Below are 14860 nucleotides of genomic sequence, written 5' to 3'. Positions count from 1 at the left end.
GACTTGCTGCGGTATGGTGGTACTGTAGCCACCGATCCCCTGAACCACCATCGACTTGCGACGAAGCGCATGAACGGCGGCGCAGAATGCGCCGCCAAGCGACCGACGGCAACGCTGCCCGTCAGTCAGTAGCGGCGCCCCACAGGCTTGGGCCAGAACACGTTCAGCGCAAGCCTGGCGCCATACAGCACGATGAGTGTGCCAGCCAGATCGCCGGTGAACATGACGACGAAGCCTTTCCACAGATTCTGGCCGCCCATCAGCGCAAACCAGGCATGGTGCATGGCAGGACTCATGACGGAGAACAGCAGCGCGAAGCAGAACAACCGCTGGCCGCTCATGCCGCGCAGCGATGCACCGATCCCTGACGCCAGCAAGGCGCGGTATGCAAGATACGGCGCCAGCGACGACAGGATGCCGCCAGCGAACGAGCGTAGCGGATCATCCGGGAAAAAGTGGAAGAAGCAGATGTACCAGGATGCCAGCAGCAGGCCAAATGCACCGGCCTCGGCGAACAGCAAGACGCTCAGCAGGCGTACCCCGGCAGGCAGGTAGATTATATTGATGCCGGGTACGAACTCAAGGCGCGTAAACAGCATTTCGTTCAGCAGGATGGTGGCCAGGAACAGGGTCGCCGTGCACGCCACCATGACGAACTTAAGCTGCAAATGACGCATGGATGAGAGGCTTTGGTTACAATGCAAGGACCACGGACGAAGGCCGGATTATAAACAAGCCGATGTTAACCGACACGCAACAATTTGCTGAGCGTGGCAGCACTGCAACAAGCATTGCCCGAACAGGGCATGGGAACTCGATGAGTCAAGAAAAACCGCCGACAAGGCCGGCCGATATTTACCTGCGCTTCCTGAATCTGGTCGACGCACTGCGCACGCTGCCCACGCTGGGGCCGCTGGACGCGCGCGAAGAGCGCGTGCTGGCTGTGGTCGCCCGTGCATTGCAGGCGCACCAGCGCCTCTCCGTGCGCGACCTGATGGCGCAGGAACACCTCGGTGCACCCGCCACCATCCATGCGCGGGTCACGGCGATGCGCAAGAAAGGCTGGCTCACGCTCACCGACACCGAAGACACCCGGCGCAAGCAGGTTGACCTCACGCCGGCAGCGCTGGCGTACTTTGATGAATTGTCAGGCCTGCTGGTGAAGGCCGCAGAAGGCCGCTAGCGGCGGGCCTCGTCGTCCAGCCCGCGCAGCCACGCCATCTTCTCGGCGATCTTGGTTTCGATCCCGCGCGGCACCGGCTGGTACCAGCCTGGCTCTGGCATGTCGTACGGCAGATAGGTCTCCCCCGCCGCATACGCATGCGGCTCGTCGTGGGCATACCGGTAATCATGACCGTAGCCCAGTTCCTTCATGAGCTTGGTCGGTGCATTGCGCAAGTGAACTGGCACTTCGCGCGACTTGTCCTTGCGCACGAACGCCATCGCCGCATTGAAGGCGTTGTAGCCGGCGTTGCTCTTGGCGGCAATCGCCAGATAGATCACTGCCTGACCCAGCGCCAGTTCGCCTTCTGGCGAGCCGAGCCGCTCGTAGGTGGCGGCAGCATCGTTGGCCAGCTGAATCGCACGCGGATCGGCGATGCCGATGTCTTCCCAGGCCATGCGCACGATGCGGCGCGACAGATACTTGGCATCGGCCCCGCCGTCGAGCATGCGGCATAGCCAGTACAGCGCGGCATCGGGATGCGAGCCGCGCACCGACTTGTGCAGTGCCGAGATCTGGTCATAAAAATTGTCGCCGCCCTTGTCGAAGCGGCGCACGTTCAGCGTCAGCGCATTTTCGACGAAGTCGGCCGTGATGTGCGTGATGCCGGCCGTGTCGCTGGACGTCTTCGTCTGCTCGAGCAGGTTCAGGAAGCGGCGCGCGTCGCCGTCGGCGTAGCCGATCAGCGTGTCGATGGCGACCTCGTCGAATTCGAGATGCTGCAGTACGGATTCTTTCGCGCGCGCGAGCAACTGGCGCAACTCGTCATCGGTCAATGCCTTGAGCGTGTACACCTGCGAGCGCGACAGCAGCGCCGAATTCACCTCGAACGACGGATTCTCGGTCGTCGCGCCGATCAGCGTGACCAGCCCGCTTTCGACGAACGGCAGCAAGGCATCCTGCTGCGATTTGTTGAAACGGTGGATTTCGTCGATGAACAGGATCGTGTGCTTGCCGCGCGCCAGATACTGCTCGGCCTGGTCGATCGACGCGCGGATATCCTTCACGCCCGACAATACGGCCGACAGCGCGATGAATTCGCAGTCGAACGCATACGCGGTCAGGCGCGCCAGCGTGGTCTTGCCCACGCCCGGCGGGCCCCACAGGATCATCGAATGGGGCTTGCCCGACTTGAAGACCAGGTTCAGCGGCTTGCCGGGACCCAGCAAGTGGCTCTGCCCCACGACCTCGTCGATGGTGCGCGGGCGCAGGGCTTCGGCCAGCGGCGCCGCCGGTTCGGTCTTGAACAGGTCATCCACGGCGCTCTCCGTACGGCTTACTGGTTGACGACGTCGGCGCCCTTGGGCGTCTCGAACTTGAATTGCTGCGCGCCCAGGGCCGGGTTGCGCTGGAAGTTCGTGAAGGTCAGGCGCGAAGTCTGGCCGAACGTGTCCTTCAGTTCCATCGCCAGCGGCACGCCGCCTTTCAGACCGATGCTGATCTGCTCGAATGACGTGTCCTTGGCTTTCGGTACGGCGTTGAGCCACTCCATGCCGTCGCGTTCGCCCGCTTCGCTGAGCGTGAAGTTTTCTTCCAGCTTGTTGCTGCCAAACAGGATCGCTGCCGGGGATGAACCCAGCGCGTTACCGAGTTTGCGCACGGTGACCTGGTTGAGGTCCTTGTCGTAGATATACAGCTGGTCGCCATCGGCTTGCAGGACTTGCTCGTACGGCTTCTGGTAGGTCCAGATGAACTTGCCGGGACGGGCAAAGACGAAGCTGCCGCTCGATGCGGGGCTGGCCTTGCCGCTTTTGGATTTGCCCAGCTGTTGCTGGGTGAATTCGCCCTTGGCCGACTTGGTGCTGGCGACGAAGGATTTGAATTGGTCGAGTGCGGCGGCGCTGGCGATGGTCGAGAACGCGAAGGCGCTCGTGGCCAGGAGTGCGGCGATGGTGAATTTGGTTGCTTGCATGCGTGGGGCCTTTTCTTGTTGTTGGGCCTGCTTGGGCAGGTTGGACGCGTGGACGGCGGAGCCGTCCACCCTACGACGGTTCATGACCAGTCAGGCAGCGCGGGCGCATGGTAGGCGCGCTGTTATTCCGCGCTGGCCGCCGGCACCAGGATGTCGCGGTTGCCGTTCGACTGCATCGGCGAGACGACGCCACTGTTTTCCATCTGTTCCAGCAGGCGCGCGGCGCGGTTGTAGCCGATGCGCAGGTGACGCTGGACCAGTGAGATCGATGCGCGGCGGTTCTTGAGCACCACCTGCACCGCCTGGTCGTACAGCGCGTCGGCCTCGCCGCCACCCTCGCCTGCTGCGGCCCCGTCAGTGGCGCCGCCTTCTTCCAGCGTGCCCCCTTCGAGGATGCCTTCAATATAGTTCGGCTCGCCCAGCGATTGCAGATGTTTTACAACTCGATGCACTTCCTCGTCGGACACGAAAGCCCCGTGCACGCGCACCGGCAGGCCGGTACCCGGCGGCATGTACAGCATGTCGCCCATGCCCAGCAGCGCCTCGGCGCCCATCTGGTCGAGAATCGTGCGCGAGTCGATCTTCGACGATACCTGGAACGCAATGCGGGTCGGGATGTTCGCCTTGATCAGGCCGGTGATGACGTCGACCGATGGTCGCTGCGTTGCCAGGATCAGGTGAATGCCGGCGGCGCGCGCCTTTTGCGCAATACGGGCGATCAGCTCTTCGACCTTCTTACCGACGACCATCATCAGGTCGGCCAATTCGTCGATGATGATGACGATGGTCGGCAGCTTTTCGAGCGGCTCCGGGTTGTCCGGCATGATCGAGAACGGATTCGGGATGTGCTCTTCGCGCTTGGTGGCCTCGAGGATCTTGTTGTTGTAGCCGGCCAGATTACGCACGCCGAGTTTACTCATCAGCTTGTAGCGGCGCTCCATCTCGTTGACGGCCCAGTTCAGCGCGTGGCCCGCCTGGCGCATGTCGGTCACGACCGGTGCAAGCAGGTGCGGAATGCCTTCGTACACCGACATTTCCAGCATCTTCGGGTCGATCAGGATCAGGCGCACGTCGGCCGGATCGGACTTGTAGAGCAGCGACAGGATGGTGGCGTTGATGCCGACCGACTTGCCGGAACCCGTCGTACCCGCCACCAGCAGGTGCGGCATCTTGGCCAGGTCGGCCACCACCGGCTTGCCGGCGATGTCCTTGCCCAGCGCCACGGTCAGGCTCGACGCGCTGTCGCCATACACCTTGGAGCCGACGATCTCGGACAGGCGCACGATCTGGCGCTTCGGGTTTGGCAGCTCGAGCGCCATGTAGTTCTTGCCGGGGATGGTTTCCACGACGCGGATCGACGTCAGCGACAGCGAGCGCGCCAGGTCGCGCGCCAGGTTGACGATCTGGCTGCCCTTCACGCCGGTGGCCGGTTCGATCTCGTAGCGCGTGACGACCGGGCCCGGGTAGGCAGCCACGACTTTGGCGTCGACGCCAAAGTCGGACAGTTTCTTTTCGATGAGGCGGCTGGTGAATTCCAGCGTCTCGACGCTGACCGTTTCGGTCACGGGCGGTGCTTCATCGAGCAGCGCCAGCGGCGGCAGGTCGGTATCGCCCCGGTGATCGGAGAACAGTGGCGTCTGGCGTTCTTTTTCGGCGCGCTCGGATTTGGGCACGCTGACCATCTGCGGCTCGATCTTGATCGGCTGCAGCGCTGGCTGGGCGCTTGGCGCGGCACTTGGCGCGCTACCCGAGGCCGACGATGCCGTCGACTTGGCCATGGAAACGGTTGCCGGCGCTGGCGCCATGTCGAGCGACGGCTCGGCCTTGACGACCGGAATCGGCTCGTTCGAATGCTTTTCGGTGAACTTGGCGCGGCCGTGATCGACGACCTCGTCGCGCTTGACGGCCGCCACTTCGCCCTGCTTGCGGTCTTCGATGTCTTCCATGCGCAGGCGGAACCAGTCGAACGCATCGTCGAACACGCCGCCGATGCGCTCGGCCACGGCCAGCCACGAGACCTGGAAGAACAGCGAAAAGCCCAGGCCGAACAGCAGCAACAGCAGCAAGGTGGCGCCGGTGGCCCCGAACGTGACCTGGCTGGCGTGCCCGATCAATTGCCCCAGCACGCCACCGGGCGCGCGTGGCAGTTCGACATCCCACGACCACATGCGCAGGTATTCCAGGCCGACGCTGCCGGCGAACATCAGTGCGAAGCCGATCCAGCGGACGTAGATTTCACCATGGTGCACGGGCTCTGCGGCCGCGGCCGTACCGAGCTTGTCGGTCAGGCGCCGCCAGCCGCGCCAGACTTGACGCAGGAAGATGACGCTCCACCACCAGGCCGAAAAGCCGAAGATGAACAGCAGCAGGTCGGACAGCCAGGCGCCGGCAGCGCCGCCCAGATTGTCGATGCGGGGTACCGAATTGGCGTGCGACCAGCCGGGATCCCCCTTGCTGTAGCTGAGCAAAATCAGGACGAAATAAAGGAACGCGACGGCGCCGGCGATCCAGCGCGCTTCGGACAGCAGGCGCGACAGGCGGCCTGGCAGCGGCGCGCGGGCCGTTTGCTTGGTGCGGGTATATCCGGAGGTGGCGGCTGGACTATTCTTGCTCATTGCAGGCACTGCGTGGTAACTACGAATCGACGATCCGGTCATTCTAAGCGATATACGGTCACACTGGCCCCACGATTCATGCCCGCGCGCCGCATCGTCTATAATCTGCCCTCTTTCGCACACCCCGACCGGCGCCCGCGTGGGCCTTGATTCTTCTCAAGGTGCCCCCAATTGCCGTGTGTCTATTAACAATCATTGAAGCGCCGCCATGACTACAACTAAACACGCCAAAGTCCTCATTCTCGGTTCCGGTCCTGCCGGCTACAGCGCCGCTGTGTACGCCGCGCGCGCCAACCTCAAGCCGATGCTGGTGACGGGCGTTGAGCAAGGCGGCCAGCTGATGACCACCACCGATGTCGAGAACTGGCCGGGCGATCCGCTGGGCGTGCAGGGTCCGGAGCTGATGCAGCGCCTGCTGCAGCACGCCGAGCGCTTCAATACCGAGATCGTGTTCGACCAGATCCACACGACCTACCTGAACGAAAAGCCGATCCGCCTGGTGGGCGACAGCTTCACCTTCACCTGCGACGCCCTGATCATCGCGACCGGCGCCTCGGCCCAGTACCTGGGCCTGCCATCGGAGCAGGCGTTCATGGGCAAGGGCGTGTCGGCCTGCGCCACCTGCGACGGCTTCTTCTACCGTAACCAGGAAGTCGCCGTCATTGGCGGCGGCAATACCGCTGTCGAAGAAGCGCTGTACCTGGCCGGCATCGCCTCGAAGGTCACGCTGATCCACCGCCGCGACCGCTTCCGCGCCGAGCCGATCCTGGTCGACCGCCTGATGCACAAGGTCTCCGAAGGCAAGATCGTGCTGGAATATAACCAGACGCTCGACGAAGTCCTGGGCGACAACAGCGGCGTGACTGGCCTGCGCCTGAAATCGACCCAGACGGGCGACTTCAAGGACCTGACCGTGCACGGCCTGTTCGTGGCCATCGGCCACAAGCCGAACACGGGCATCTTTGAAGGCCAGCTCGAGATGCACAGCGGCGGCTATCTGGTGACCAAGTCGGGCCTCGAAGGCATGGCCACTGCCACCAGCGTGCCGGGTGTGTTTGCTGCCGGCGACGTGCAGGATCACATCTATCGCCAGGCGATCACCAGCTCGGGCACCGGCTGTATGGCCGCGCTCGACGCACAGCGCTACCTCGAAGCGCTGGAAGACGATCCACAGTAAATCCTCACCAGGGACCGCATTCGATGGCAGGCATGAAAGACTTCGCTGAGCTCAAGGGCTTGCGCGACCAGCTCAAGGAAAACGAGCGCGTGCGCGCCATCGAACAGGCCGAGCGTGAACAACGCGAACGCCTGGCGCGTGAACGGGCAGTGGAATTTCGCAGCTCGATGCAGGGCGTGCGCAAGCTGCCCGAATCCGATCGCTATGTCCATCGCCCGGTGTACGTGGCCCCGAACCGCCCGATCCAGCGCGGACCGGTTCTCTCTGCCGCAGAGGAAACCGAAGCCGTCCTGCGCGAATCGCTGTCGGACCAGTTCGACGTCGAAGGCATGCTCGACGAAGACCCGGCCCTGAGCTACTCGCGCGATGGCGTCGGCCCCGATGTCGTGCGCAAATTGCGCAAACGTCACTGGCCGATCCAGGACGAGCTCGACCTGCATGGCCTGAACCGCGACGCTGCGCGCGACGCCCTCACCGACTTTTTGCACCGCGCCAACCGGCGCGGCGTGCGTTGCGTGCGCATCATCCATGGCATCGGTTACGGCTCACCGGGTGGCGAACCGGTGCTGCGCGGGATCGTGCACAGCTGGCTCGTGCAAAAGAACGAAGTGATTGCCTTTTGCGCGGCCGGCCGCTCCGACGGCGGCCATGGCGCGCTGATCGCCCTGCTGCGCGCTGCACTACTGGAATAACACGCGTCTGTATGGGTAATGCAACATGGTTGTGTAACAATTGCAATGTTCGTGTTTGCAGTTTCCACGCCTTTTGCCGGTTGATTGTAGAATTCCTCTCGGCCGGTCTTTTGCCGGTCATTCGACTAGGGGTGGTGTGATTTGAAGGCAATGCAAGCGGTCATCATGGAGCATGGGCAGCAGGTCGATTTGTCGTCCTGCGCCGACGAGCCGATCCATATCCCCGGCTCGATCCAGCCCCACGGCGCAATTCTGTTCTTTACCGAAGACGCACGTCTGGCCGGCTGGAGCGAAAACGCGCCCGCCATGCTGGGTGTCACCCCGCAACTGGGCCTGTCGCTGGACGCGCTGGCCCTGCCGGTCGCCGCCTTCGACGCCATCACCGACTGCATCGACACCTTGCACGACGACGACGCCGGCCCGATCGTGGCCGGCCTGTCCATTGGCGCGGCCGAATATGATTGCGTCGTGCACGCCGCCCATGGGCGCGTTACCGCCGAATTCGAACTGCGCGAAGCCTCGACCGAGGAAGTGTCGCAGTTCGCCGTCAAGGCGCACAGCTCGATCGACCGCCTGCGCCGTCAGAAAACCATTGAAGGGCTGCTCAGCGTGGCCGTGGCCCAGGTGCGCGACTTCACCGGGTTCGACCGCGTGATGGCCTACCGTTTCCGCGCTGACGACAGCGGCGACGTGGTCGCCGAAAGCCGCCGCGACGACCTGGTGCCGTACATCGGCCAGCGCTATCCGGCCGGCGACATCCCGGCCCAGGCGCGCCGACTGTACACGCTCAACACGCTGCGCATGATCGGCGACATGGACTACAAGGCCGTTCCGCTGTGCGGCGCGCCGGGCGCCCTGCCGCTGGACATGAGTTTCGCGGTGCTGCGCAGCGTCTCGCCGGTGCACATCGAGTACCTGAAAAACATGCACGTGATGGCGTCGATGAGCGTGTCCATCGTCATCAACGGCCGCCTGTGGGGCCTGATCGCCTGCCATCACATGTCGAAGAAGCTGGTGCCGTACGCCGTGCGCCTGGCGGCCGACGTGCTGGCACAGGTGATGGCATCGACCATCCTCAGCATCGAAGCGCGCGCCGACGCCACGCTGGCCGAGCAGTCGGCCCGCGTGCGCACGAGCATCGTCGAATCGCTGCTGCTCGACGACGACCCGATCGACGCGCTGGGCGAACATGGCCAGTCACTGCTGGCGGCTGCCGGCGCCCAGGCAATGATCGTCGCCCAGCACGGCAAGGTGGTCGTGCATGGCGAACTGGCGCCCGAACTGGCCAAGGCCATCATTGCGTCGCTGCCGGACAACCAGCACGATTTGCTGGTGCGCGAAGGCAAGCATGAATGGCCGGAAGCACTACAGGCACAATTGGGAAAGTGGGTGGGCATGCTGGCCATGCCCTTCGATCCGATGGGCCAGGGCTGGTGCGTGCTGCTGCGCGTCGAGCAGATCGAAACCGTGGCCTGGGGCGGCCGCCCCGAAAAAATTGCCATTTTCGGCCCGTTGGGCGAACGCCTGACGCCACGCGGCTCGTTCGACGCCTGGCATGAGACGGTGCGCGGCTGTGCGCACCCGTGGGAACCCACCGTGCTGGGCAATGCCCGTCTGACGCTGGCGGAGCTGGTGCGCGCCGTGAACTCGCACCGCTCCCAAACCGAAGCGACCCGCGCGCAGTTGCTGGCCATGCTCGGGCATGACCTGCGTGATCCGCTGCACTCGATCAATATGGCTGGCATGGTGCTCGAGCGCACCGGCAACGGTGGCGGCAACGGCCAGCCGACGCTGGGCAAGCGCATCCAGTCGTCGACCAACCGCATGCAGCGCATGATCAGCCAGGTACTGGACATGAGCCGTATCGACAGCGGCATGGGCCTGGGCGTTTCGCTGGTACCGGTCGACCTGAAGGAATTGCTGATCGACCTGATGGACGAGGCGCGCATGGCGTATCCGTCGATCCCGCTCGACCTGATCTGCGACGATGAAGCCATCGTCAAGGCCGACAGCGGCCGCCTGGGCCAGGTGTTATCCAATCTGATGAGCAACGCGCGCCACCACGGCGAGCCGGGCACGCCGGTGACCGTGTGCCTGCGCGCCAACGAGCGTGATGCATCGGTCGAGGTCGCCAACGCCGGCCAGGCGATCGCGCCCGAAACCGTGGCCACGCTGTTCAATCCGTTCAAGCGCGCGTCGATGAATAACCCGCGCAACCGCACCGGCATGGGCCTGGGCCTGTACATCGCGCAGCAGATCGTGCGCGAGCACCAGGGTGAACTGGCCTACCGGTATGCGGATGGGCGGGTGATCTTTACGCTGCGGCTACCACTGCTGGCGCGCTAAGCCCCGGGGCGACCGGCACATCGGTCACGTCGTTGGGCGGGTAGTTGAAGTAACCTCTGCCCATCCAGTCGTTGTCGGTCACGAAGAAGGCGCTGAATGGAATCTCCAGGGTACCGATCGCCGGCGGTTTGAGCGTCGCGATGATGGTGCCCTTGAGCGCCAGTGACATCGTCGCCGGGCCGAACCCCATCGCGCGTATCTGGCCGGTGATGTTCGACACCGGCAACTCGCCGTACGGGGACGCCAGGGCCTGGGTGATCTCGCCCTTGCCCTGCACGGTGCCATCGGCCTGGTCGATCATCAGCACCATCTTCAGGATCGGGGCGCCGGGCATGCCGCAGTTGCCGGCGGTCAAGGTGACCACTCTCACGGACTCGAACGTATTCGCCATCATCTACTCCTTCATCTGGGTTGGCTTGCAGGGATTCTCCAGCGCTCACGCCGCGCGGGACCTCGCCACTGTAAGCACGCCCGGCCGCAATGACCTTCCGGTTTTCTTCCCTCTCCCAGGCGGGGCGACGCCCATGGCGCAGGGTGCGCATAATTCTTTTATGCAAGCGCTGAGCCCGTGGTAATCTCACAACACCATTCCCTGACCTCTGCTGCATGACGCTCATCAAGTTCATCGAAATCATGGCGATCCTGGTCGGCGCATTTTCCGGCTTCATCGAGGCACGGCGCAAGCGCATGGACCTGGTCGGGGTATTCACTGTGGCGTTCATTACCGCATTCGGCGGCGGCACGCTGCGCGACATCCTGCTCGACAAGCGCCCGCTGTTCTGGGTAACGCACCAGGAATATGCGATCGCGATCTTCGTGCTGGCACTGGTTGCTTCTCCCCTCATCCGCACACTGCGCCAGATCGTCTCGGAGCGCCTGATCGTGATTGCCGATGCGGTGGGCCTGGGCCTGTTCTCGATCGCGGGCGTATCAGCCGCGCTGGCGGCGGACATGCCGATCTTCATCGCCTCGATGATGGGCGTCATTACGGGGATTTTCGGGGGCGTACTGCGCGATATCGTCTGCAACGAGGTGCCGATGGTGTTCCGGGATGGCAAACCGTATGCGATCTGCGCCTTCATCGGCAACTGGCTGTTCCTGCTCATGGGCAAGTACGGCGTGCCGCATGATTTCGCGCTGTGGTCGAGCTGCCTGTTCATCAGCGGCCTGCGGCTGCTGACGTGGAAATTCGATATGCGGATGGGGCGGTAACGACGTACCGCCCCGGCGGGGTCAGATATGCTTGCTTAGACGGCGTCCGGGCCGGTTTCGCCGGTACGGATCCGGATGACCTGCTCGATGTTCTGTACAAAAATCTTGCCGTCGCCGATCTTGCCGGTGCGCGCCGCCTTGATGATGGCGTCGACGACGCTGTCGGCCATCGGATCGTCCACCACCACTTCGATTTTCACTTTCGGCAGGAAGTCCACGACGTATTCGGCGCCGCGGTACAACTCGGTATGCCCCTTCTGGCGGCCAAAGCCTTTTACTTCGGTGACGGTCAGGCCGGTGACATTGACTTCGGCCAGCGCTTCGCGCACTTCGTCGAGCTTGAACGGTTTGATCACGCAGGTAATCTGTTTCATGGTGGTAGTCCTTTCGATGAGTCGGGGATAGTCGCCAGGTCGTCGAGCCAGACGGTGGCCTCGGAGTCGGACGGCGCGCGCCAGTCGCCGCGTGGCGAAAGGGAGCCGCCGTTGCCGACCTTCGGTCCGTTCGGTACGCACGAGCGCTTGAACTGGCTGGTCTTGAAGAAACGGAACAAAAAGATCGACAGGTTGCGCTTGATGGCGTCCAGGTCGTATTGGTTGCGCGTGCCGGTCTCGTCCGGCCAGCGGCCCGCTGCGCTGTCGTGCCACGCCGAATACGCCATGAACGCGACCTTGCTCGGCTTGAAGCCATAGCGCAGCGTGTAGAACAGGTTGAAGTCCTGCAGCTCGTAGGGGCCGATGCGCTCCTGCGTGCTTTGTGCGGGCTTGGCATCGGCGGCGCCGCCCGGCACCAGCTCGGGGCTGATCTCGGTATCGAGAATGTCGATCAGCACCTGCGACTGGCCTTCGGCAACCACGGTGCCCGTCTCGGCCACCCAGCGCACGAGGTACGAGATCAGCGTCTTGGGCACGCTGGCGTTGACGTTGTAGTGCGACATATGGTCGCCCACGCCGTAGGTGCACCAGCCCATCGCCAGCTCGGACAAATCGCCCGTGCCGATCACGATCCCGTTGTGGAAGTTCGCCAGCCGGAACAGGTGGTTGGTGCGCTCGCCCGCCTGCACGTTTTCGAACGTGATGTCGTAATCTAGCGTGCCCTCGCTGTACGGGTGGCCCAGATCCTTGAGCATCTGGATGCAGCTTGGGCGGATGTCGATCTCCTGCGCGCTGCAGCCCACGGCCGCCATCAGGTCGCGCGCCTGCCTGAGCGTGCGCTCGCTCGTGGCAAAGCCCGGCATCGTGTACGCCAGGATGTTCGTGCGCGGCAGCTTCAGGCGGTCCATGACTTTTGCGCAGACGAGCAGCGCATGCGTCGAGTCCAGGCCACCCGAGACGCCAATGACGACCTTCTGGATGCCGCTCGACGCCAGGCGCTGGATCAGTGCCTGCACCTGGATGTTGTAGACCTCGGTGCAGCGCTCGTCGCGCAGGGCGCGGTCGACCGGCACGTACGGGAATCGCTCGACAACGCGCGCCAGCGGCAAGCTGCGCTCCACGGGCAGCGCGAGGTCGAAACGCACGATGCGAAACGCCGCGACTTCGGCCGCATGGCGCTGCGCAGTCTGCGCGAACGTGGTGGCCTTCATGCGCTCGGTCGACAGGCGATCGAGGTCAACGTCGGCAAAGATGATGTGCGACTCGTCGGAAAAGCGTTCGGATTCGGCCAGCAGCTCGCCCTTTTCGTAGATCAGCGACTGGCCATCCCACGCCATGTCGGTGGTCGACTCGCCCCGCCCGGCCGACGTGTACAGGTAAGCAGCCATGCAGCGCGCCGATTGCTGGCCCACCAGCTGGTGGCGGTAGCCGCTCTTGCCGACGACGACGTTCGATGCCGACAGGTTGACCAGCACCGTGGCGCCGGCCAGTGCCGCGAACGATGACGGCGGCACCGGCACCCAGACGTCTTCGCAGATCTCGAGGTGAAAGCGCAACAGCGGCAGATTGGCGACCTCGAACAGCAGGTTCACGCCGAACGGCACGGTCTGGCCAAACAGGTCGATCACGTCGACCGGCGCGCAATCGGCGGGCGTGAACTGCCGGGATTCGTAAAACTCGCCATAATTAGGCAAATAACTTTTCGGCACCACGCCCAGCACGCGCCCGTTGGCGATGGCGACGGCGCAGTTGAACAGCATGTGGTTCACCCGCAGCGGCATGCCGATGACGATGGCCAGCGGCAGGCTGCGCGAGGCATCGAGGATGGTCTGCAAGCCGCCCAAGCAGGCGTCGAGCAGCGCGCGCTGGTGGAACAGGTCGTCGCAGGTATAGGCAGACAGGCCCAGCTCCGGGAACGCGACCAGCGCCGCGCCTTCGCTTGCCGCCTGCTGCGCCAGCTTGACCGTCTGTTCGACGTTGTAGGCCGGGTCGGCCACACGGATGCGCGGGATGGCGACCGCAACGCGTGCAAAATGGTGCGAATAGAGATTGAAGAATCGGCTGGTCATAAGGGTCTCTCGCAGTGCCGACGCGGCAAATCGCTGCCCGTGGCACTCACTTCTTGGAATTGGAAGCAATGTTGAAAGCAATGACAGATTATCGCACGCATATCGTCTCGAGCCTGTCCGAAGTCGGGCAGGCGCCGTGGGACGCACTGGTCCAGGCCCAGGCGGCGCCGACGCCGTTTCTCTCGTACGCCTTCCTGCACGCGCTGCACGCGTCGGGCAGCGCGGCGCCCGAAAGCGGCTGGCAGCCGCAATTTTTGCTGCTGTACGACGCGGCCGACGTGCTGGCGGCCGCCCTGCCCCTGTACGTCAAGGGCCACTCGTATGGCGAGTACGTATTCGACTGGGCCTGGGCCGATGCCTACGCGCGCAATGGCCTCGACTATTACCCGAAGCTGCTGTCGGCGATTCCGTTCACGCCCGTGGCCGGCTCGCGCCTGCTGGCGGTCGACGCCGCCGCGCGCGCCGCGCTGATCGACGTGCTGACGGCCACGCAGTCGGCCACCGAAGTCTCGTCGACCCACATCCTGTTCCCGCCCGAGGACGAAGCGCAGGCGCTCAAGGATGCCGGCTTCCTGCTGCGCAGCGGCGTGCAGTTTCACTGGCTGAACCGGGGGTATGCGAGCTTCGACGAGTTTCTGGCCACGCTCGAGCCAAAGAAGCGCAAGAACATCCGCGCCGAGCGGCGCAAGGTGGTCGATGCCGGCGTCACGATGCGGCGCGTGCGCGGGGCGGATGCCACGCGCGAGGACTGGGTGCTGTTCAACCGCTGCTACCGCAACACGTACAAAGACCACCACTCGACGCCGTACCTGAACCTGGACTTTTTCCTGCGCATCGGTGCAACGATGCCGGACAATATCCTCCTGGTGATCGCCGAACTGGAAGGCCGCGCGGTCGCCGCATCGCTCGTCATCCACGATGCCGACACGCTGTACGGCCGCTACTGGGGCGCGCTCGAACACGTGCCGTGCCTGCATTTCGAGGCTGCGTATTACCAGCCACTGGAATTCTGCATCGAGCAGGGCATTGCCACGTTCGAAGGCGGCGCGCAGGGCGAACACAAGATGGCGCGCGGCTTCCTGCCGACCAAGACCTGGTCGGCGCACTGGCTGGCGCATCCGTCGTTTGCCAATGCGGTGGAAAATTTCCTGCAGCGTGAAGCCGGCGGCATCGACGACTATCTCGATGAATTGAACGAGCGCAGTCCGTTCCGGCAGCGCGCCGGGTAGCTTGCCCGGGAC

General features: G+C 64.0%; 13 protein-coding genes. 6 read left to right on the top strand and 7 right to left on the bottom strand.

Annotated elements, in window-relative coordinates; all coding sequences use genetic code 11:
- Positions 1-125: 125 nt before the first annotated feature.
- On the bottom strand, positions 126-677 hold the full coding sequence (locus AC1MGT_RS19965; protein ID WP_499501717.1) for a hypothetical protein: 552 nt from the start codon (positions 675-677) through the stop codon (positions 126-128).
- 140 nt (positions 678-817) lie between these two features.
- Between AC1MGT_RS19965 and AC1MGT_RS19960 the strand changes: the two genes are divergently transcribed.
- Positions 818-1183, top strand: a complete 366-nt coding sequence (locus AC1MGT_RS19960; protein ID WP_332529959.1) for a winged helix-turn-helix domain-containing protein — start codon at positions 818-820, stop codon at positions 1181-1183.
- On the opposite strand, the gene AC1MGT_RS19955 is transcribed toward AC1MGT_RS19960, so the two are convergent.
- From AC1MGT_RS19955 to AC1MGT_RS19945, 3 genes are read right to left on the bottom strand one after another with little or no spacing between them, the layout of a single operon-like run.
- Entirely contained in the window at positions 1180-2481 is a 1302-nt protein-coding gene (locus AC1MGT_RS19955; protein WP_332529958.1) for a replication-associated recombination protein A, read from the bottom strand. The two genes, AC1MGT_RS19960 and AC1MGT_RS19955, sit on opposite strands and share 4 nt — an antisense overlap.
- 17 nt (positions 2482-2498) lie before the next feature.
- On the bottom strand, positions 2499-3203 hold the full coding sequence (gene lolA, locus AC1MGT_RS19950; RefSeq protein WP_499504333.1) for an outer membrane lipoprotein chaperone LolA: 705 nt from the start codon (positions 3201-3203) through the stop codon (positions 2499-2501).
- A 53-nt stretch (positions 3204-3256) separates the two neighbouring features.
- The gene (locus tag AC1MGT_RS19945; RefSeq protein ID WP_499501716.1) at positions 3257-5749 is read right to left on the bottom strand and encodes a DNA translocase FtsK; all 2493 of its coding nucleotides are present in this window, start codon (positions 5747-5749) and stop codon (positions 3257-3259) included.
- A 208-nt stretch (positions 5750-5957) separates the two neighbouring features.
- On the opposite strand from AC1MGT_RS19945, the gene trxB reads away from it, so the two are divergent.
- From trxB to AC1MGT_RS19930, 3 genes are all read left to right on the top strand, one after another.
- On the top strand, positions 5958-6926 hold the full coding sequence (gene trxB, locus AC1MGT_RS19940; protein ID WP_183550884.1) for a thioredoxin-disulfide reductase: 969 nt from the start codon (positions 5958-5960) through the stop codon (positions 6924-6926).
- Positions 6927-6949: 23 nt separating this feature from the next.
- A complete protein-coding gene (locus AC1MGT_RS19935; protein WP_499501715.1) occupies positions 6950-7618 on the top strand; it encodes a Smr/MutS family protein in 669 nt (222 codons plus the stop codon).
- A 150-nt stretch (positions 7619-7768) separates the two neighbouring features.
- Entirely contained in the window at positions 7769-9964 is a 2196-nt protein-coding gene (locus AC1MGT_RS19930; RefSeq protein ID WP_499501714.1) for an ATP-binding protein, read from the top strand.
- Here AC1MGT_RS19930 and AC1MGT_RS19925 read toward each other — a convergent pair.
- Positions 9933-10358, bottom strand: coding sequence for a DUF1842 domain-containing protein (locus tag AC1MGT_RS19925; RefSeq protein WP_499501713.1), 426 nt, complete (start codon positions 10356-10358; stop codon positions 9933-9935). The two genes, AC1MGT_RS19930 and AC1MGT_RS19925, sit on opposite strands and share 32 nt — an antisense overlap.
- A gap of 212 nt (positions 10359-10570) precedes the next feature.
- On the opposite strand from AC1MGT_RS19925, the gene AC1MGT_RS19920 reads away from it, so the two are divergent.
- Positions 10571-11176: a trimeric intracellular cation channel family protein gene (locus AC1MGT_RS19920; protein ID WP_499501712.1), complete on the top strand. Its 606-nt coding sequence runs from the start codon at positions 10571-10573 to the stop codon at positions 11174-11176.
- A 35-nt stretch (positions 11177-11211) separates the two neighbouring features.
- Here the strand turns inward: AC1MGT_RS19920 and AC1MGT_RS19915 are convergent, their stop codons facing one another.
- Both AC1MGT_RS19915 and AC1MGT_RS19910 read right to left on the bottom strand, forming a co-directional pair.
- Complete coding sequence (locus AC1MGT_RS19915) at positions 11212-11550, bottom strand: P-II family nitrogen regulator (protein ID WP_183550870.1); 339 nt, start codon at positions 11548-11550, stop codon at positions 11212-11214.
- Positions 11547-13619, bottom strand: a complete 2073-nt coding sequence (locus AC1MGT_RS19910) for an NAD(+) synthase (RefSeq protein WP_499501711.1) — start codon at positions 13617-13619, stop codon at positions 11547-11549. The genes AC1MGT_RS19915 and AC1MGT_RS19910 overlap by 4 nt, the downstream gene beginning before the upstream one ends.
- An 80-nt stretch (positions 13620-13699) precedes the next feature.
- Here AC1MGT_RS19910 and AC1MGT_RS19905 point away from each other — a divergent pair, with 80 nt between their 5' ends.
- Positions 13700-14848, top strand: coding sequence for a GNAT family N-acetyltransferase (locus AC1MGT_RS19905; protein ID WP_499501710.1), 1149 nt, complete (start codon positions 13700-13702; stop codon positions 14846-14848).
- Positions 14849-14860 lie beyond the last annotated feature (12 nt).

The sequence above is a fragment of the Telluria sp. BA11 genome (genome assembly GCF_056680305.1).
This window is presented reverse-complemented; position numbering and strand designations above follow the sequence as displayed.

Excerpts from the sequence above, each read along its gene's own strand:
- trxB (WP_183550884.1), top strand. The coding sequence starts at position 5,958 with ATGACTACAACTAAACACGCCAAAGTCCTCATTCTCGGTTCCGGTCCT.
- AC1MGT_RS19965 (WP_499501717.1), bottom strand. The coding sequence starts at position 677 with ATGCGTCATTTGCAGCTTAAGTTCGTCATGGTGGCGTGCACGGCGACC.
- AC1MGT_RS19910 (WP_499501711.1), bottom strand. The coding sequence starts at position 13,619 with ATGACCAGCCGATTCTTCAATCTCTATTCGCACCATTTTGCACGCGTT.
- AC1MGT_RS19925 (WP_499501713.1), bottom strand. The coding sequence starts at position 10,358 with ATGATGGCGAATACGTTCGAGTCCGTGAGAGTGGTCACCTTGACCGCC.
- AC1MGT_RS19930 (WP_499501714.1), top strand. The coding sequence starts at position 7,769 with ATGCAAGCGGTCATCATGGAGCATGGGCAGCAGGTCGATTTGTCGTCC.
- AC1MGT_RS19915 (WP_183550870.1), bottom strand. The coding sequence starts at position 11,550 with ATGAAACAGATTACCTGCGTGATCAAACCGTTCAAGCTCGACGAAGTG.
- AC1MGT_RS19935 (WP_499501715.1), top strand. The coding sequence starts at position 6,950 with ATGGCAGGCATGAAAGACTTCGCTGAGCTCAAGGGCTTGCGCGACCAG.
- AC1MGT_RS19945 (WP_499501716.1), bottom strand. The coding sequence starts at position 5,749 with ATGAGCAAGAATAGTCCAGCCGCCACCTCCGGATATACCCGCACCAAG.
- AC1MGT_RS19905 (WP_499501710.1), top strand. The coding sequence starts at position 13,700 with ATGACAGATTATCGCACGCATATCGTCTCGAGCCTGTCCGAAGTCGGG.
- AC1MGT_RS19960 (WP_332529959.1), top strand. The coding sequence starts at position 818 with ATGAGTCAAGAAAAACCGCCGACAAGGCCGGCCGATATTTACCTGCGC.
- AC1MGT_RS19920 (WP_499501712.1), top strand. The coding sequence starts at position 10,571 with ATGACGCTCATCAAGTTCATCGAAATCATGGCGATCCTGGTCGGCGCA.